This window comes from Pedobacter sp. BG31 (genome assembly GCF_042464845.1).
Lineage (GTDB): Bacteria > Bacteroidota > Bacteroidia > Sphingobacteriales > Sphingobacteriaceae > Pedobacter > Pedobacter suwonensis.
Genome location: NZ_JBHNZK010000003.1, coordinates 186,793 through 204,190, shown reverse-complemented (window position 1 = coordinate 204,190; position 17,398 = coordinate 186,793). Strand labels below are relative to the sequence as shown.

Here is a 17,398-nt window from a genome sequence, read left to right as displayed (position 1 = left end):
CACTAATATTTATTCTCCTACCCTATGAAAACGATCGCGTATAAATTAACATTGTTCTTTCAACTTTTGTCATTATTTTCATTTGCACAGCAAAATGCCGGACTTAAAACCCTTTTAAATAAAAATCAGGAGTTTATTTTCCCTCAAACGCCAGAGAAAATCTCTGCAGCATTAGGTGTGAAAGCTGTTTTCTATGAGGATGCCAACGACGATGCCTATGCCAAATGGCTAACCAAATCAGGGCTGGAACTATACTGTAACCTAAAGGAAGACAAAACCATTACTGAAATGTTTTTTATCGTAGCTGATGATCAACCTATTGAGGTAGCGGGCCTGCCATTTAATCTGGTAATGAATAAGACAAGTCCTCAAGAAAGCATGTTAAAGTTCAGTAAGTATAAAATCAGGAAAGAAAAGCTGGGAGAAGGCAGTCTATATCCCAGAGGTTTAAAATTGTATTTTAAGAAGAGTGATCGTTTTATCACCCTTCTTTTTGACAGTAAAAACTTACTCAAATGTTTATCGATTACAAAAGAACTTATCGATTCCTCTGTTAATTAATTTAATCATTTTAGAAGCTATTCATATACCACTTTTAAAAAATAAAAATGATTATTGGATATTTATTTGCCCAATTTTTTTTATAAAAAAGTCGAAAGCAAGTGTTCCGACCTTAAAATAATTTCTTATTTAATTTTAAATGTTTACCATGGAACAACGACAGTTAAAGATATTGACGACCACGTACTTGCTGCTTCGAACAATCCTCTTCTGTAATCCGGGCTTCCCATCAAAGGATTTTCAGATCTGTCATAGTAAACCTGGATCATTTCTAACAAATCATCATAGGCGGGGCCGGAAATCTGAAAAGATTTCTTAGCTACCGTTTGCGTTTTCCCATTAACAGTTTCCTGTACCCATACTGTCCCTACATCAGCCAAAGTCATGGTAAAGGCATCAATATCATTAAATGCTGCTTTGAAACCAGCATTGTAATCAACACTTTCAAGTGGCCACCAAACAGTTGAGACCTTATTAAATCCTAATCCAAAAATAGAATTTCCAGATCCTCCACCTGGACCAACCTGAGCAGAAACGTTGTTTGTATGCAAGATTCCAATACAAATAACGAAAGCGATAATAAATAATTTTTTCATATTAAATTTTGATTTTGGGTAAACATATCCAAATCTAATAAATAAAACAAAAATGTAAATATAAAATTCATAATATGAGTAAAAGTAATACAGTTGGCATATTAATTCGGTATCAAAACAGTAGTCTATTATGATCGGTGCTTGTCAATTAATGTTGGGCATATAAAGCAGAACATCCTAATCACTTTAGCTATGAGCCTTTAACTAAACAAAAGTTAAAAACATTTTTTTATTCAATAACAATCAACAGATCAGCTTATAACCCACTCCCCTTAAACTCATGATCTGAACTTCAGGTTCGGTTTTTAACAGCTTGCGAAGGTGCGCCATAAAAACATCCATGCTACGGCCATTGTAAAAACTATCTTCACCCCAAATTTTGCTCAATGCATCCTCACGTTCCAAAATGTTGTTGCGGTTCTTTAGTAGCAATTCGAGCAGAACGGTCTCTTTATAAGACAGCGAATATTCGCCAACTGAAGTTTTAAGCTTTTGGCCAACAGGATCTAGTTCACAGTTTCTGAACCGGTATTTTTTATCCAGCTCATTTTTATCTTTATTCACTGCACCAAACCTGTTTAAAAGCGATTCCATGCGCACCAGCAATTCGTCAATACTAAATGGCTTTTTCAGGTAATCATTTCCCCCGCTTTTAAACCCTTTCACTACATCTTCGGTAAGTGCTTTTGCGCTTAAAAATATAATCGGAATATCAGGGTCCGATTTCCTGATTTCGGCAGCCAGCATATAACCATCTTTATGCGGCATCATGATATCAAGGATACAGATATCGGGTTTATTTTCCTGAAATTGCATCCAGGCCAGTTGTCCATCCAAAGCCAGGTTTACCTCATAACCGCTACTGCTTAAACCATCAAAAACAATACGTGCCAAAAATGGCTCATCTTCTGCATACAAAACCTTAATTTTCTTCATACAAAGGCAAAATAACCATAAAATTACATCCTTTTCCTGCTTTGCTGTACAACTCAACACGGCCACCATGCAACGCTACCACCTGTTTTACATAGTGAAGACCTAAACCAGATCCTTTTACGTTATGTATGTTATCCTGGTTAAAAATCCTGAAAAAACGCTCAAAAACCTGCTGCTGATAAATTTCATTTATCCCGGGGCCATTATCCTTGAAACTGATTGTTAACTGATGACCAGCAATACTACAGGAAACATCAATTCTAGCATGAGGGGGAGAATACTTTACCGCATTATCAATCAGGTTGTAAAAAACATTCGAAATATGCATGGCATCGCCTTTAATAAATAACGGTTCAGCTATCGGCAAAAAAATAATCGAAGCATTTTTCTCTTGTACCTGTACCTCCATCGCATGAATGACCTGTTGCAGTATCGGCTGTATATCAATCAGGCTAAACTGCAATTTTGTTTCTCCCAGATCCATCTGCTCCTGTTTGAGTACCTTTTCGATCATGGCCTGCAAACGCTGTAATTCGTGGACACTGATATTAATGTAATTCTCCAGTTTTTCCGGCTGGTCTATTAAATGATATTTTTTTATGGACTCCAGGGCTACCGAAATTGTTGAAATCGGGGTCTGTAGCTCATGTGTCATATTACTGGTAAAAGCTAACTTCGCCTGTGCATAAAGCTGCTGGTTTTTCATCAGCCTGATAAGCAGGTAAAAGGCTGCGGCGGTAAGGAAGAGCATTAGAAAAGATGATATAAGGTAATACCGCATTTGAAAAACAATCAGCCAGGTAATCGTAGGAACAATAAGTTGATACCTATTCTGAAACTTAAGGTTATAGGTATATTTACCACTTACGAAAGAAGAAACGGTTTGAGCAGGTAGCTGCCCCTTTATCAACCTCCCGTCCGAATAGTCATAAAGTGCATAATTTCTATTGATATGCCAACCCAAATGATCCACCCGATGGTTTACCAAACTATCCATTATCTTTAGGTCACGCTGATCTTGCAATAAAACTTCCCGTTGCGATTTTCCATTAGTGACAGCTGAAGATTTATGATCGAATTTTAATTTAGCATCATTAAGAAACGACATTTTCATTTCTACGACCGAGCTATCATTGGTAATCCCATAATGGAACTGGCTTCGCAAATTGTCAACCTTTAGTTCGTCAAAGGCCTGCCTTAATGCCAACCACTCCTGAGAAAGGAAAAACTGTTGGAAACGGCCACTTTTTTCGTGTCCTTTAGCGATACTTCGATAGGTTATCTGCTTGGAGGCATCACTAACTATGGATTCCAATTCTGTAGAAACCGATTTTTTTTGTGCCACGTACAACTGTCTAATCCATGCACACTGCAAACAGAGGCTGATGGCCAGTGTAGTTACTGCCAATGGAAAAACATATCTGGATGTGAGCCATTTCATTCCCCTAAAATGAACAAATCATTTAAATGGTGGAAGCACAGATTGAAGATTTAACCTTATTTAACCGAGCTTAACTTTGCTTTACATGGTGAGCCATTAGTTTTGGAACATGAAAAAGTTAGTCTTCCTCCTATTCTTCTGCCTCCCGTTCATGGCTTTTGCTCAATTACGTAAAGGTTTGGTAACCGATAAAAATGGTGTACCCATAGATGGGGTAACCATTAGCCTTCGGCATGCAGACTCTACTTTAGCCGTGCAGCTTTCTAAAACAGGCCTATTCAGTTTCCCACAGTCATTAAAAGGCACTTACAACTTAGCGTTAAAGGCAGTCGGCTATAAGAATCTGATGAAAAGGCTTGATTTGCCGATCGATTCCGTTATCATTATAATGGCCAGTGATGAGAAAACACTGGAGCAAGTAACGGTATCGGCTTCAAAACCCGTTATTGTTAGAAAAATTGACAGGGTTATATTCAACGTCGAAAATAGTATTATAGCCAGCGGTACCACCGTATGGGATGCATTGGGTAAGGCTCCAGGTGTACAAACAAAGTTTGATGGCGGAATAACAGCCAACAATAAAGGAGTAGTCATTTATATGGACGATAAACCGATTAGGTTATCCGGCGAAGATTTGGCTGCTTATCTGCGCAGTTTACCATCCGATAATATTTCGAAAATAGAAATTATTGCCAATCCCACAGCCAGATATGATGCACAGGGTGGTGCAGTAATTAACATCATTTCTAAAAAGCCAAAGGGTGATGGATATAATGCGGTACTGTCCGGCGGTTATACCCAATCAAGTTACAGCAGCTACAATCCAAGTATGGTATTTAATTACAGGAAAGACAAGATAAATGTGTATGGCAGCTATGGTTACAGCCACCGTAAAAAAGACCATAGTGAAAGCGAATATGTTATTTTCGATTCACCAGTAAATTATGCAGACTGGAGGAATGAAAAATCAGGCATACGCATGGGCAATGCCAATAGTTATAAAATCGGTGCAGATTACAATCTTACAAAACAACAGGTAATCGGTATTTTGGTAAATGGCTACAACGGCGCAAACAACAGACCAAACCGTACACTAACGAATATCATTAACAACCACGCTGCACTACCAGATTCGATTCTGCAAACTGAAAATGTTTCTAATGGGAAAGCAAGTCAATATAGTTTTAATTTCAATTACAAAATCAAATTAGATACCAACGGACGGAATATTAATGTGGATCTGGATTATGTGCCGTACCAAAATAAGAATAGCCAGCAGGTGGATACATATGGGATTTCGGGGAATGGTATTCCACTGCCAAATCAGTATCATATTTTTACGCCGTCTAATCAAAATATTGATATTTACTCTGGAAAAGTTGATTATACGGATAAATTTTGGAAAAAATGGACATTTGAGTCTGGCTTAAAATATAGCAGCATCCGGACGCGAAACAGCTTTGATTTTTATAACAATCCGGCTACTGGTCTGCAATTGGTAAGTAGCCGCAGCGACCGTTTTGAGTATGCCGAAAATATATCAGCCGTTTATGCCAGTATAACTGGTGATGCAGGTAAATGGAGTTTTGAAAGCGGCTTAAGAGGTGAATATACTCATACAAATGGCAAGTCGATTGCATTAAATACCAATAATCAGAATCACTATTTTAAGCTATTCCCAACAGTTTTTGTAGCATATAAGCTGAATAAAGATAATGAAATCAATCTTCATTATAATTCGAGGATCAGCCGCCCGGAATACTGGAGACTTAATCCTTTTAAATCTTACACCAGTCCTTACACCTACCTGGAAGGAAACCCTGCCCTGCAACCTGCGTTTATATACAACGGCGAGCTGGGTTATACCTACAAACAACAATATAACATTTCATTTTACCTCAGGCGTGTGGTTGATTATTTTAGTAATATTACCGTACAGGATAACACCTCAAAACTTTTTTATGATACCCAGAGAAATCTGGATTTAAGCCAGGAAATTGGCTTCTCAGCATCTTTCCCAATTAAAGCGGCCGATTGGTGGGAAATCAACAATTATGCTCAGGGCTCTTATCGCAAGGAAAAGTCGGGATATTTGCAAGCAAGATATGACTACCATGTTTGGGGCATTTATCTGAGTTCTAACCACGCCATTACCTTAAATAAGGCCCATGGTTTAAAGGCAGAAGTCAGCGCATGGTACTCTTCGCCTACCATACAAGGCATTTACAAACTGGAAAAACTTTATGATGTAAGCGCAGGTATGAGCAAAAGTATCCTTAAAAGCAAAGGAACTTTAAGGCTGGCAGTAAACGATATTTTCTATAGTAATGTTTATCGTATTGATGTAAATTATGACAACCAACGAAACGGCTTTGTTGAGAAAAGCGACACGCGAAGTGCTACTTTGAGTTTCTCTTACCGGCTGGGCGGAAACCCGACAGCGGCCAGAAAACGGACTTCGGCAAGTGAAGAGGAAAAGAAACGCGCACAGTAGAACCTGTTCATTGGTCATCAGTTTATTTGCAACCCAATTTATTGCGTGGTGTCTGATGTTTCCATCTGACACGACGAAAAACGCTAACATAAATTATTTATATGTTAGAAAAGCAGTGCCTGTAGTGTTTCGGTTTTACCAGTCCCGCCCTTTGCTTAATCCCGATTAGCTCATCGGTAAATATTGCGTGGTGTCTGATGTTTCCATCTGACACGGCGAAAACACTAACATAAATTATTTATATTTTAGAAAAGCAGTGCCTGTAGTGCTTCGGTTTTACCAGTCCCGCCCTTTGCTTAATCCCGATTAAATAATCGGTAAATATTGCGTGGTGTCTGATGTTTCCATCTGACACGGCGAAAACGCTAACATAAATTATTTATATGTTAGAAAAGCAGTGCGTGTAGTGCTTCGGTTTTACCAGTCCCGCCCTTTGCTTAATCCCGATTAGCTCATCGGTAAATAAGATGACTACTCAAATCGGGATAACGCTGCCGGTCGGTTTTATCTCACTCGGGCACACCGTTCTAACCTCCAGCGATGGCCATAGTGCTACTGCCAAGATACTGTTTGTGCTTAAGGGGTACTCATGTTTGAATATAAAAGCTTAGTTTCAAAAGTACAAGTCAGCCCAACCGCCGTTGTCCGTAGCACTAAGACTTGCGCTGGCATAGGCTTCTCTACTCCAAACTCCTAACACCAAACTTATCTATCTACACTCTATCGAATGACCGTAAGTACCTGTATTTTTTGGTGAAAGAAATGGAATGCCCAAATCAGCGGAGCGTAAAATAAGTAAAGCGCCCATAAAAAGCATAAACCAGGGAATAAGCCTGTTGGTATTAAAACGGATGTACTTTTTCAAAAAAATTCCCCCAAGCGAGATCATCAGCATGAGTGGCGTAGTCCCAAGGCCGAAAAGAAACATGAATGTAGCCCCCGATTGCACATTACCTGTATTTAAGGCCGTTGCCAGGGCCAGGTAAACCATACCGCAGGGAATAACGCCATTAAGCATACCTGCGAATAATGCCCATAATTTTAAATTAAAAACCTTGCCCATTAGTTTACTGAGTGGACCCATCGCCTTCAACTGGAGGGAAGAGAACCGGTTTCTATAACGTTTATTAAATTGCAAAGCTGTGAATAGAATCAATATCAAGCCTATAAAAATACTCAGGGTTTTTTGATCGCTGAACAGGTTTATAGTGCTCCCTACCAGGCCAACCAGCAAACCTAAAACGGTATAAACCGTAACCCTACCTAACTGATATAAAAGCAGTTGAAATGCGCTATAAAAAAAATCCTGTTTTCTGAAAGGCATGCCCAGCATAATGGGGCCGCACATTACTGCGCAATGCAGGCTTCCGAATAGTCCCATCAAAAATGCCAATGGCAAATAGCCCATCATAGGGTAATGTTATTTTTAAACAGATATTTCTTACCGGCGTTGTTACGCCAGGAAAGGTTAAGGAACCACATCCCCTTTGTCATTTTGGCCCGATCTACCAGGATAAGATTTGATGTTCCGGTTGTATTTCCTTTTAGTTTAACATCGTCATTACTGTCGGCTGGACGCATGAGTAAAAGGTCATATTGTGCGCCATCTTTTAACTGTATAACTATCTGAGTACTGGTGATGGTAATTTTAGGTTTAGCATCATCTTGCAACACATTCTGTTTGGCATCGAATTCTGCATTGTAGTTGATTCCCTTTTCGTAATAATTCTCTTCAATCAGGGCGTCTTTACCGTGGATATGGAACATATAAATGACCATTGCCACAATAAAGATCATAAATGCAGACATCCCCATTACTATTTTCGTTCCCCAGTTCATATTCTTTATTTTAAGTTTGAATGAGTGAATTTAATGAGAGAATGTTTAAAGCCAAATCGCTAAATTCAATATGCAATCATTTTATAATTCAATCATTCTCTAATTTTACCACTCTATCATTTCCCGCTCAATCATTCCCTTCCGGCTGCGCGAAAAAACTCGTTGTTGCGGTACTCACCACTTCGCCATTGGCAATCACTTCGAAAACTGCATCAGTTTTATATTTTTTAACCGAATTATTTTTTCTGATCAGAAAAAAGGTCAGGTGTGCAGTACCCTCTTTTGGCAGTACTGTTGCCTTTTGGATAAAGTCGATCTTATCAGTGCTATCCTGCGGCCTGAAAGTAAATTTAACCTCTTTATTGGTTTTGTTAACCAGTTCTGCATTGTAAAGGTTGCTGGTTTGATCTGTTCCCCTGTTTTGATACAAAGTACCACTGGCTCTTAAAACGGTAGTCTGAATATTTTCCCTTTTATAAATGAGTGAAGAGAAAACCATTAACACCACCAATAAAACAGCAGCATAACCATAGGATTTTAACGCAACTTTATAAGGTTTACGTTCTGCGATAAAATCCTGGTTAAAGAAACCGATCAGGTTTTTACGCTTGCCTACTTTTAGCATCACCTCATTGCATGAATCGATACAGGCCGTGCAATTCACACATTCGAGCTGGGTTCCCTTGCGGATATCAATCCCGGTTGGGCAAACCTGCACACATAGTCCACAATCAATACAATCACCTTGTTTGTTTTCATGTACATTTCGCTGCATATGTCCACGGGGTTCACCCCTGGTAAAATCATAAGCTACCACCAGGCTCTGGTTGTCAAGCAAAACACCCTGAAGCCTACCATAAGGACAGATTACCGTACACACCACCTCACGCACATAGGCAAATACGCCATAAAAAATAAAGGTAAACAGCCAGATGGATATAAAACCTGAAACATGTTTGGCGATCGGTTCTGTAATGATTTTAATCAGTACATCAGAGCCAATCATATAAGCCAGAAAAGTATTGGCAATGGCAAAAGAAATGATCAGGAAAATGAAATGTTTGCTTCCTTTTTTCCATACCTTTTCTGCGGTCCAGGGACCTTCGTCCAGTTTCTTTTGCCTGTTTGCATCACCTTCTATCCAGTATTCTATCCTGCGGAAAACCATCTCCATGAAAATAGTCTGCGGACAGGCCCATCCACACCATAGCCTGCCCAACACTACCGTAAAACAGACAATGAAGATAATAAAGATGAGCATGGCTAGTGCAAACAGGTAAAAATCCTGTGGAGTAAAAATTAACCCAAAGAAAACAAATTTCCTTTCGATAAAATTTAACAGTACCAATTGCTCGCCATTGAGCTTTAAAAAAGGGCAGGAAAACAGGAACAGCAAGAGTATATAACTTACCCATTTGCGGTAAGTATATAGTTTACCCGACGGTTTTTTAGGGTAAATTGGTCTTTTGTCCCTGCTTTTATTTCCAGGTTTATTTTTTGGTAACATCGGCTTGATTTACACTGTCTTTTGCCGCCTTCATCTCATTGTCTTTCACATCTTTCGCTTCGTACTTTTCGCCTTGCGGGGCTTTCGCACCAGCAGGATTACTTCCGTGTAAAGAAAGGATAAAATTGGCCACTGCACTGATCTGTTTAGGGTTAAGGTTTTTCTCCCAGCTGATCATTCCTTTCTCCGGAACACCATATTTAATCGTCTTAAATACGTTGTTGATTCCGCCGCCATGCAACCAGTAATCGTCCGTTAAATTAGGACCGATCACGCCCTGTCCCTTATCGCCATGGCAAACTACACAGTTGGCATTAAAGATGGTCTTTCCTTCTTCCAGTACTGTAGGCGTATGATCAGCCTTTACCGAATTTTCGTCAATGGTATTGGCTGATTTTTCCAGGTAAGCTGCCTTTTCTACCTTAGCCTTAGCCATTTCATTTTCATATTCCTTATCCTGCAATTCGCCATACCCACCGATGTGGTAATAAAAGAGATAACATGCAGCAAAAATCATGGTGCCATAAAACAGGAAGTTAAACCATGCCGGTACCGGGTTATTCAACTCTTTAATACCATCGTAAGCATGATCAATAACCAGGTTCTTTTCTTCTTCAATAGGCTTTAAACCTAACAATTTTGACCAGATGGATGGTTTTACCGTTTTCTGTTTCAACCAGCTGTCATAATCAAGTGGCGATTCTTTAACTGCGCCTGTGTATTTGGTTGGATTTAACTGCTCCTGGTACATTACTTTAAATGCATTAAGCAGCGTTATCGAAACAAAAAGCAGCACAAGTGCGAATAACAATAGCAATACAATGAGTAACTCTGATTGGTTAAGTCCTAATCCTGGCTGAGAAGGTGCTATTGCTTCTGCTGTTTTTTGATCTGCCGCGTAAGTGGCCGCCGATAAAAACATTGAAAATAATAATAGTTTAATCTTCTTCATATGGTTTGGTTTTGTGGTCTTGAAAAGGGATTTCGCTCATGGTTTTAATATGATTCTTGCTTAATTTGAAGAGGTAAACCCCAACAATTACAAAAAACAACATGAACATAAGCAGAGAGGTAACGAGGTATATTTCGCCGCCAGCTAAATCTTTTATCTGATTGAACATCTTTTTATTGGTTTGATGGAATGGTTTCTTTATTGGCTTTAATGTCAGTACCTAATCTTTGCAGGTAAGCGATAATGGCTACAATTTCACGGTCACTTTTAACTTTGATATTATTCTGCTTCAGGTCTGCAGCAATTTTTTCTGCCTGTATTTTTAAATCTTCATTGGCCTGTTTATCATATCCTTCAGGATACGGAACGCCCAGTGTTTGCATGGCCCTGATTTTACTTGCAGTGGTATTGATATCCAGTTTCTGCTCAATTAGCCAAGGATATGGAGGCATAATACTTCCAGGCGACATCGAGGTAGGATCAACCAGGTGATTGTAGTGCCAGGCATCAGAATATTTTCCACCTACGCGATGAAGATCAGGTCCGGTACGTTTACTGCCCCATAAAAACGGGTGATCATAAACAAATTCCCCTGCCTTGCTGTATTCGCCATAACGTTCGGTTTCTGAACGGAAAGGCCGTACCGTTTGCGAATGGCAGTTTACACAACCTTCTCTGATATAAAGATCCCTGCCCTGCAGTTCCAATGCGGTATAAGGTTTAACGCTTGCGATGGTAGGTACATTAGACTGAATGGTGAAGGTTGGCATCATCTCTACCATTCCTCCGATCAGGATAATGATTAATGATAACACCATGAATTTCATCGGTTTACGCTCAAGCACCCTGTGCCAGGCTTTATCTGCCGGACTGCTATCCACCACTATTTTTGGTAATGGCATGGCTTCTGCAGCTTCGTTGGCAACCAGTTTAGCACCCAGCATGGTTTTAGCCAGGTTATAGGTCATCACAATTACGCCAGCTAAATAGAGTGTACCGCCAATCGAACGCAAAACGTGCATCGGGATAATCTGTAAGGTTGTGGCAAGAAAATTCGGGTATTTCAATAAACCTTCAGCAGTAAACTCTTTCCACATCAATCCTTGCGTAAAACCTGCCCAATACATTGGGATGGCATAAAAGAGTATTCCTAAAGTACCGATCCAAAAGTGGAAACCTGCTAGTTTTTTAGAGTAAAGTTCGGTTTTATAAATGCGCGGGATTAACCAGTATAAAATACCAAATGTTAAAAAGCCATTCCATCCTAAAGCGCCAACATGAACGTGGGCAACAATCCAATCGGTAAAATGCGCTACCCCGTTTATCTGTTTTAACGATAACATTGGGCCTTCGAAAGTAGCCATACCATAGGCAGTAAGGGCAACTACCATAAATTTAAGGGTAACATCTTCCCTTACTTTATCCCAGGCGCCACGCAGGGTCAACAAACCATTAATCATACCGCCCCAGCTTGGTGCAATCAGCATAATGGAAAAGGCAACGCCTAACGATTGAGCCCAGCCCGGTAATGAAGTGTACAACAAGTGATGCGGTCCTGCCCAGATATAGATAAAAATAAGCGACCAAAAGTGCAGGATACTCAGTTTATAAGAGTAAACAGGCCTGCCCGCCATTTTTGGAAGGAAGTAATACATCATCCCCAGGTATGGCGTAGTTAGGAAAAACGCAACAGCATTATGCCCATACCACCATTGTACCAATGCATCCTGAACGCCGGCATACAAATAGTAGCTTTTCATAAAAGAAACGGGCAACTCAAAAGAGTTTACAATGTGTAATACCGCAATGGTTACAAAAGTGGCAATGTAAAACCAGATGGCCACGTAGAGATGGCGCTCGCGCCTTTTAATAATGGTACCGAACATGTTGATCCCGAAAACCACCCAGATGAGGGTAATGGCAATATCAATTGGCCATTCGAGTTCGGCATATTCGTGCGAAGTCGTAAAACCCAGTGGAAGGGTAATTACGGCCGATAAGATAATGAGCTGCCAGCCCCAGAAATGGATTTTGCTAAGCGTATCGCTAAACATTCTGGCTTTAAGTAAACGCTGAAGGGAATAATAAACGCCCATAAAAATGGCATTCCCGACAAAGGCAAAAATTACAGCATTGGTATGCAATGGCCTGATCCTGCCAAATGTGGTATACTGGCTACCCATGTTCATGGCCGGCTTAAAGAGCTGCATGGCCACAAGCAGCCCAACAGTCATTCCTATAATTCCCCAAACAAGGGTGGCAATGCCAAAGTTTCTGACAATCCTGTTATCGTAAGTAAATTTTTCTAGCTGCATAATAGAAGCGGAATTTTGTATGTTTTGTACACCAAAGGTATCCTGCAGCAGAGAGATAAAGCATGACGTGTGTTAGCTGGAAAAGTGATCTTCTTCACTTTTTTCGCCGGTTACTTCATCGTCAAACAAGATGCGCATGCCAGGAGTGTGCACATCATCGTTCTGACCGGTTTTATAAGCCCAAAAGAAAGCACCCAAAAAAATGAGTGCCATTAAAACGCTGCAGCCAACTAAGAAGTAAAGGATATTCATATCAATTTGTTTTTACGGGCAAACCAGCGGGTAGCCAGGGTAGTAAATAAAATAATGGTGACCGTACTGACCGGCATCAGCACCGCTGCAACCAGTGGATATAGCGTTCCCTGTACGGCATAGTAAATACCGACGCAGTTATAGGCTGTAGCAATAGCAAAACTAATTTTAATAACTTTAAGCCCATCTTTACTGAGCTGAATAAAGTTTGGTAGAAAGTTCAATGCACTTCCCTGTAAAATGGCATCGCAGCCTGGTGTAAAATTATTGATGTTATCGGTTAAGGCTATCCCAAAATTACTCTGCTTCAAAGCGCCGGCATCATTTAGCCCATCACCCAGCATCATTACTTTATTCCCATTTTCCTGAAGACTTAAAACGGCGGCCAATTTCTGGTGCGGACGCTGATGAAACCTGATAGACGTGTTTTCTGGAAAAATAGTCTTCAGCATGGAATGGTCCTTATCCGTATCGCCTGATAAAACCTGCAGTTTAAATTTAGAAAGTTTCGAAACCAACTGTCCCAATCCGGGCCGCCATTGTTGTTTAATATCAAAACATCCCTTGTAAACATGGTCAATCAAAATATGTACGCCGGTTTCACTAACCGATTTTATGGTTATAGGAAGCATAGATAAATGTCCTGCATAAATAACATGATTATTGATCTTCGCTGATAAACCCTTCCCTACCACCTCCTTATAATCCTGAAGTGAATAAAATCTTTCAACGTTTAAGGCTTTTAAGATATGCCGGCTTAAGGGGTGGGCAGAATTGCGCAACAGTGAAGCCACAATTAGTTTCTCTTCGTGTGTTAGAGATCCGCTAAAAGAAATTTCGGCATTTTCATTACTGGTCAGGGTACCTGTTTTATCAAAAATCAGCGTATCACATTTGGCCAGTTCTTCAACCGCATCAGTATTTTTAACATAAAATCCTTTTTTATCAAAAACAGATAAGATGGCCGATAACGTAAAAGGTGTACTTAAAGCCAGTACGCATGGGCAAGCTACAATAATGACCGCGGTAAATGCCGACCAGGCTTTATGGCTATCGTGCTGAAACAACCAGTAGGCTGTAGCGGCAAAGGCAATCAGAAAAACGCCAATGCTGAAGTATTTCGCAACAGAATCGTTAAAATTTTGCTTTTCAACATTGCTTTTATAATTTTCATTGTTCCAGAGCCCCGTGAGGTAACTCTGCGAAACCGGTTTAATCACTTCAAGTTCTATTGCCCCGGTAGTTTGCCGTCCTCCCGCATAAATGATTTCACCCAGTACTTTATGTATCGGTTCCGATTCACCGGTAACGAAGCTCATATCTACCCAGGCATCACCTTTCATTAAAATGGCATCTGCGGGTACCAGTTCTCCGTTTCTGATCCACAACCTGTCACCTATTTTTATATCGTTAATGGCTACAGGCTTTTCTTTACCATTCTGGATGGTAGTGACGGCAATGGGAAAATAAGACCGATAGTCACGATCGAAAGAAATATGGTGGTAAGTACGCTGTTTAAGCCACTTACCCATTAAAAGCAAGAATACAAGACCTGTTAAAGTATCAGCAAAACCAGGTCCGGTGGCAAAAATGACTTCAAATGCGGTACGTAAAAACAATACTGCAATAATTAGTGCTAATGGCGTATCTAAATTGATATGTTTGTGTTTGATGCTGGTAATGGCCGAGGTAAAATAATCGCGTCCACAGTAGAAAGCAGCAGGAATAGAAAATGCCAGATTTAACCAGCCGAATAAGTATTGAAACTGTTTTTCAAAACCCGATAAACCAAAGTATTCTGGAAAGCTGAAAAGCATCACATTCCCCATTAAAAACCCGGCGACAGCAATTTTCAGCACTAAAGCTTTGTCTACCGAACTGCTATGGGCTTTAACCACATCCTGAAGACTGATTAAGGGTTCGTAACCAATCTGGTTTAAGGTTTCAACCAAATGTTTTAGTGAAATCTCTTCATGGTTAAATTGAATAGTGACCTGCTTTTTAAGAAAATCAATCCGTGAGCTGAAAATAGCTGCGTTGATTTTATAAAGGTGTTCCAGTAGCCAAATGCAGGAGCTACAATGAATTGCGGGAATGTAAAACGTGATGATACTCGAATTTCCATGTTTATAATCAATTAATTGATCAATGATTTTAGGATCGTCGAGGTATTCTAAATGACTTTCATTTTTTAACTGCCTGCCTGGATTATTGTTATATACATAATAATTACAAAGGTTATTTTCTGAAAGAATCTTGAAAACAGCCATACAGCCCGCACAGCAAAAATCTTTATCGTCTGTTTGATATTTTACCTTGGGCAGATCTTCTCCACAGTGGTAGCAAATGGCTTTGGTTGCGGTTTTATGTTGATCTTCCATTGTAATCGTTTTTTATATTGATGAACTGAAAAGTTGTGTTTTAGGCTGCTTAAGCCATAATTTCTCGTCGAATGCCATACAGACGTTTCTGAGAAAGGATTTTCCCCTGTTGGTGATGCTGATTTCGTTTTCCGTTACCGATATCAGCTGATCATGTAATAAAGGCAAAAGCCGTTCCTGTACCCTTTCAGGGATTTTGTCGCGGTATGCAGTATTATTCTTACACATGATATTTAGGATATGTTTTCTTATGTCGAGGTCCTCATCAGTGAGAAAATGCCCTTTTTCTACAGGTAGTGACTGCTGCGCAATTTTATCCAGATAAGCCTCTACTGTTTTGGGGTTCTGTGCAAAAGCGGTCCAGCTATCGCTGATCGATGAAACCCCAAGACCGATGAGTAAATGGGTATGCTGACTGGTATAGCCCATAAAATTACGATGGAGTTTATCCGTTGCCATTGACTGAAACAAAAGATCGCTTTTCAGGGCAAAATGGTCCATGCCTACATCTTCATAACCAGCATCAATCAGTAACTTTCTGCCAAATTGGTAAAGTGCAAATTTTTCATCGCCCATGGGAATATCCTTTTCGGTATAATGCCTTTGCCCGGGCTTTAACCATGGCACGTGTGCATAACTGTAAAAGGCAATGCGATCCGGCTGCATACCAATCACATCATTTACGGTACGCTCCAATCCGTCAATACACTGACCAGGCAGTCCATAAATCAGATCGAAGTTGATGGAGGTATAACCAATTTGCCTCGCCTCGCTGGTTACCTGAGCAACCTGTGCAGGTGTTTGAAAGCGGTTGATCAAAAACTGCACTTTAGGATCGAAGTCCTGAATGCCCAAACTTAATCTTCTAAAACCAAGCTGATGAAGTGTTGTTAAATGTGCTTTGGTGGTATTGGCTGGATGAGCCTCGAAAGAAAGTTCAGCATCAGGAGCCAGACTTGCATCTTGCATAATGCCATTAATCAGCAGACCGAGATTTTCTGCACTAAAAAAAGTAGGCGTTCCACCACCAAGGTGTAACTCTTTTAGTTTCGGTTTCTCCCGCAAGGCATCTACATACATGCGCCATTCAGCAAGTACAGCTAAAATATAAGGAACCTCTACCGAATGATTTTTGGTAATACGGGTATTGCAGCCGCAGTAGGTACACAGGCTTTCGCAGAATGGGAGGTGGATATATAAGCTGATCCCTTCATCTTTGTGGCTTGCATAGGTTTTGGATACCCTGTTTAGCCATTCATGAGTATTAAAGCTTTCAATATCCCAGTATGGCACAGTTGGATAACTGGTATAGCGTGGAGCAGCAACGTTATATTTTTTAAGCAATTCTGCATCTTCCATTTTACAGTTTTTTAGTGGTTGCGCATTCACTCTGGCAGCAACAGGCTTTACCTACGCATTTACCAGCTGCCCACTGATCGAGGTTTTTGATTACCTGTTCCATCCTCGCCTTGGTGTCGGCCTGATCAGCCTCCAGCGGAACATTGGCAACCTTCATGCCTGCAAGCCCTGCGGCATTAAGATCAAGATGATCTGTTTGTGAAGATGATGTCGCAATATATTTGATACCTAATGATCTAAGACCCAATATCATGTCACTACTTAATTCATCGTTGTTAAAAACCAAAAGCGCCTCTTTACCAGTTGCAAATGAAAGCGTATCAGCTGTTAAGCTATTGGCAATTATAGTAATATCGTGTTTTTTGTAATTGGCCAGTACCAACCATTCCTTTTCATCAGGCTTAATGTTATAAGCTATAGCTTTCATATATGATAATTATATATACAAAACTATGAAGGAAGCTTAAGGCGACAGGTGAGAATGCTTAGAGAAAAAAATGATATTGGTTACTTTTTTTTAATCCTGAGTCTACAGTCTTGAGTCCCGCTTCTAGCGCAAGTCGTAGCGCTTCGGGTACTGTGGGTTGGCTTGACTTGCGCTTTAAAAATATCTTAGTGTCAGATGGAAACATCCGACACCACAGATGTAATCAGTTTTCAGTTGACAATTTGGAGTTAACAACTAAGCCGAATACCAATGAACCTTTTCCAGCGCAAGTCGTAGCGCTTCGGGTACTGTGGGTTGGCTTGACTTGCGCTTTAAAA

General features: G+C 40.2%; 15 protein-coding genes. 2 read left to right on the top strand and 13 right to left on the bottom strand.

Annotated features, from left to right (window positions below):
• The first annotated feature begins 24 nt into the window (after window positions 1–24).
• Entirely contained in the window at window positions 25–561 is a 537-nt protein-coding gene (locus tag ACFE6N_RS06025; protein ID WP_378934759.1) for a hypothetical protein, read from the top strand.
• Between the two features lie 143 nt (window positions 562–704).
• On the opposite strand, the gene ACFE6N_RS06020 is transcribed toward ACFE6N_RS06025, so the two are convergent.
• The 3 genes from ACFE6N_RS06020 to ACFE6N_RS06010 form a co-directional block, all read right to left on the bottom strand.
• Window positions 705–1,157: a hypothetical protein gene (locus tag ACFE6N_RS06020; protein WP_378934757.1), complete on the bottom strand. Its 453-nt coding sequence runs from the start codon at window positions 1,155–1,157 to the stop codon at window positions 705–707.
• Between the two features lie 243 nt (window positions 1,158–1,400).
• Entirely contained in the window at window positions 1,401–2,093 is a 693-nt protein-coding gene (locus tag ACFE6N_RS06015) for a response regulator transcription factor (RefSeq protein ID WP_378934755.1), read from the bottom strand.
• Window positions 2,080–3,534 carry a sensor histidine kinase gene (locus ACFE6N_RS06010; protein WP_378934753.1) on the bottom strand — a complete coding sequence of 485 codons (1,455 nt, stop codon included), beginning with the start codon at window positions 3,532–3,534 and terminating at the stop codon, window positions 2,080–2,082. The genes ACFE6N_RS06015 and ACFE6N_RS06010 overlap by 14 nt, the downstream gene beginning before the upstream one ends.
• A 109-nt stretch (window positions 3,535–3,643) precedes the next feature.
• On the opposite strand from ACFE6N_RS06010, the gene ACFE6N_RS06005 reads away from it, so the two are divergent.
• Window positions 3,644–6,028: an outer membrane beta-barrel protein gene (locus tag ACFE6N_RS06005; protein ID WP_378934751.1), complete on the top strand. Its 2,385-nt coding sequence runs from the start codon at window positions 3,644–3,646 to the stop codon at window positions 6,026–6,028.
• A 709-nt stretch (window positions 6,029–6,737) separates the two neighbouring features.
• On the opposite strand, the gene ACFE6N_RS06000 is transcribed toward ACFE6N_RS06005, so the two are convergent.
• The 10 genes from ACFE6N_RS06000 to ACFE6N_RS05955 all read right to left on the bottom strand — a co-directional run bounded on the left by ACFE6N_RS06000 (window position 6,738) and on the right by ACFE6N_RS05955 (window position 17,060).
• On the bottom strand, window positions 6,738–7,439 hold the full coding sequence (locus ACFE6N_RS06000) for a sulfite exporter TauE/SafE family protein (RefSeq protein WP_378934750.1): 702 nt from the start codon (window positions 7,437–7,439) through the stop codon (window positions 6,738–6,740).
• Window positions 7,436–7,867, bottom strand: a complete 432-nt coding sequence (locus ACFE6N_RS05995; protein WP_378934748.1) for a FixH family protein — start codon at window positions 7,865–7,867, stop codon at window positions 7,436–7,438. The genes ACFE6N_RS06000 and ACFE6N_RS05995 overlap by 4 nt, the downstream gene beginning before the upstream one ends.
• A gap of 127 nt (window positions 7,868–7,994) precedes the next feature.
• Window positions 7,995–9,374 (bottom strand): cytochrome c oxidase accessory protein CcoG, encoded by a 1,380-nt coding sequence (gene ccoG, locus ACFE6N_RS05990; protein ID WP_378934746.1) that lies wholly within the window; start codon window positions 9,372–9,374, stop codon window positions 7,995–7,997.
• Window positions 9,358–10,326 (bottom strand): cbb3-type cytochrome c oxidase N-terminal domain-containing protein, encoded by a 969-nt coding sequence (locus ACFE6N_RS05985; protein ID WP_378934744.1) that lies wholly within the window; start codon window positions 10,324–10,326, stop codon window positions 9,358–9,360. Before ACFE6N_RS05985 ends, ccoG begins: the two co-directional genes overlap by 17 nt.
• Window positions 10,313–10,495 carry a hypothetical protein gene (locus ACFE6N_RS05980; RefSeq protein WP_090979490.1) on the bottom strand — a complete coding sequence of 61 codons (183 nt, stop codon included), beginning with the start codon at window positions 10,493–10,495 and terminating at the stop codon, window positions 10,313–10,315. The genes ACFE6N_RS05985 and ACFE6N_RS05980 overlap by 14 nt, the downstream gene beginning before the upstream one ends.
• Window positions 10,496–10,499: 4 nt before the next feature.
• The gene (gene ccoN, locus ACFE6N_RS05975) at window positions 10,500–12,641 is read right to left on the bottom strand and encodes a cytochrome-c oxidase, cbb3-type subunit I (RefSeq protein ID WP_378934742.1); all 2,142 of its coding nucleotides are present in this window, start codon (window positions 12,639–12,641) and stop codon (window positions 10,500–10,502) included.
• A 72-nt stretch (window positions 12,642–12,713) separates the two neighbouring features.
• Window positions 12,714–12,893 carry a cbb3-type cytochrome oxidase assembly protein CcoS gene (gene ccoS, locus ACFE6N_RS05970; protein ID WP_090979494.1) on the bottom strand — a complete coding sequence of 60 codons (180 nt, stop codon included), beginning with the start codon at window positions 12,891–12,893 and terminating at the stop codon, window positions 12,714–12,716.
• A complete protein-coding gene (locus ACFE6N_RS05965) occupies window positions 12,890–15,274 on the bottom strand; it encodes a heavy metal translocating P-type ATPase (RefSeq protein WP_378934740.1) in 2,385 nt (794 codons plus the stop codon). Before ACFE6N_RS05965 ends, ccoS begins: the two co-directional genes overlap by 4 nt.
• A 12-nt stretch (window positions 15,275–15,286) precedes the next feature.
• Window positions 15,287–16,633: an oxygen-independent coproporphyrinogen III oxidase gene (hemN, locus tag ACFE6N_RS05960; protein WP_378934738.1), complete on the bottom strand. Its 1,347-nt coding sequence runs from the start codon at window positions 16,631–16,633 to the stop codon at window positions 15,287–15,289.
• 1 nt (window position 16,634) lies between these two features.
• A complete protein-coding gene (locus ACFE6N_RS05955; RefSeq protein WP_090979501.1) occupies window positions 16,635–17,060 on the bottom strand; it encodes a hypothetical protein in 426 nt (141 codons plus the stop codon).
• Between the last annotated feature and the right edge of the window lie 338 nt (window positions 17,061–17,398).

What these genes read in the sequence shown, in the direction of transcription:
- ACFE6N_RS06025 (WP_378934759.1), top strand. Translation starts at nt 25, where the DNA reads ATGAAAACGATCGCGTATAAATTAACATTGTTCTTTCAACTTTTGTCA.
- ACFE6N_RS06020 (WP_378934757.1), bottom strand. Translation starts at nt 1,157, where the DNA reads ATGAAAAAATTATTTATTATCGCTTTCGTTATTTGTATTGGAATCTTG.
- ACFE6N_RS06015 (WP_378934755.1), bottom strand. Translation starts at nt 2,093, where the DNA reads ATGAAGAAAATTAAGGTTTTGTATGCAGAAGATGAGCCATTTTTGGCA.
- ACFE6N_RS06010 (WP_378934753.1), bottom strand. Translation starts at nt 3,534, where the DNA reads ATGAAATGGCTCACATCCAGATATGTTTTTCCATTGGCAGTAACTACA.
- ACFE6N_RS06005 (WP_378934751.1), top strand. Translation starts at nt 3,644, where the DNA reads ATGAAAAAGTTAGTCTTCCTCCTATTCTTCTGCCTCCCGTTCATGGCT.
- ACFE6N_RS06000 (WP_378934750.1), bottom strand. Translation starts at nt 7,439, where the DNA reads ATGATGGGCTATTTGCCATTGGCATTTTTGATGGGACTATTCGGAAGC.
- ACFE6N_RS05995 (WP_378934748.1), bottom strand. Translation starts at nt 7,867, where the DNA reads ATGAACTGGGGAACGAAAATAGTAATGGGGATGTCTGCATTTATGATC.
- ccoG (WP_378934746.1), bottom strand. Translation starts at nt 9,374, where the DNA reads ATGTTACCAAAAAATAAACCTGGAAATAAAAGCAGGGACAAAAGACCA.
- ACFE6N_RS05985 (WP_378934744.1), bottom strand. Translation starts at nt 10,326, where the DNA reads ATGAAGAAGATTAAACTATTATTATTTTCAATGTTTTTATCGGCGGCC.
- ACFE6N_RS05980 (WP_090979490.1), bottom strand. Translation starts at nt 10,495, where the DNA reads ATGTTCAATCAGATAAAAGATTTAGCTGGCGGCGAAATATACCTCGTT.
- ccoN (WP_378934742.1), bottom strand. Translation starts at nt 12,641, where the DNA reads ATGCAGCTAGAAAAATTTACTTACGATAACAGGATTGTCAGAAACTTT.
- ccoS (WP_090979494.1), bottom strand. Translation starts at nt 12,893, where the DNA reads ATGAATATCCTTTACTTCTTAGTTGGCTGCAGCGTTTTAATGGCACTC.
- ACFE6N_RS05965 (WP_378934740.1), bottom strand. Translation starts at nt 15,274, where the DNA reads ATGGAAGATCAACATAAAACCGCAACCAAAGCCATTTGCTACCACTGT.
- hemN (WP_378934738.1), bottom strand. Translation starts at nt 16,633, where the DNA reads ATGGAAGATGCAGAATTGCTTAAAAAATATAACGTTGCTGCTCCACGC.
- ACFE6N_RS05955 (WP_090979501.1), bottom strand. Translation starts at nt 17,060, where the DNA reads ATGAAAGCTATAGCTTATAACATTAAGCCTGATGAAAAGGAATGGTTG.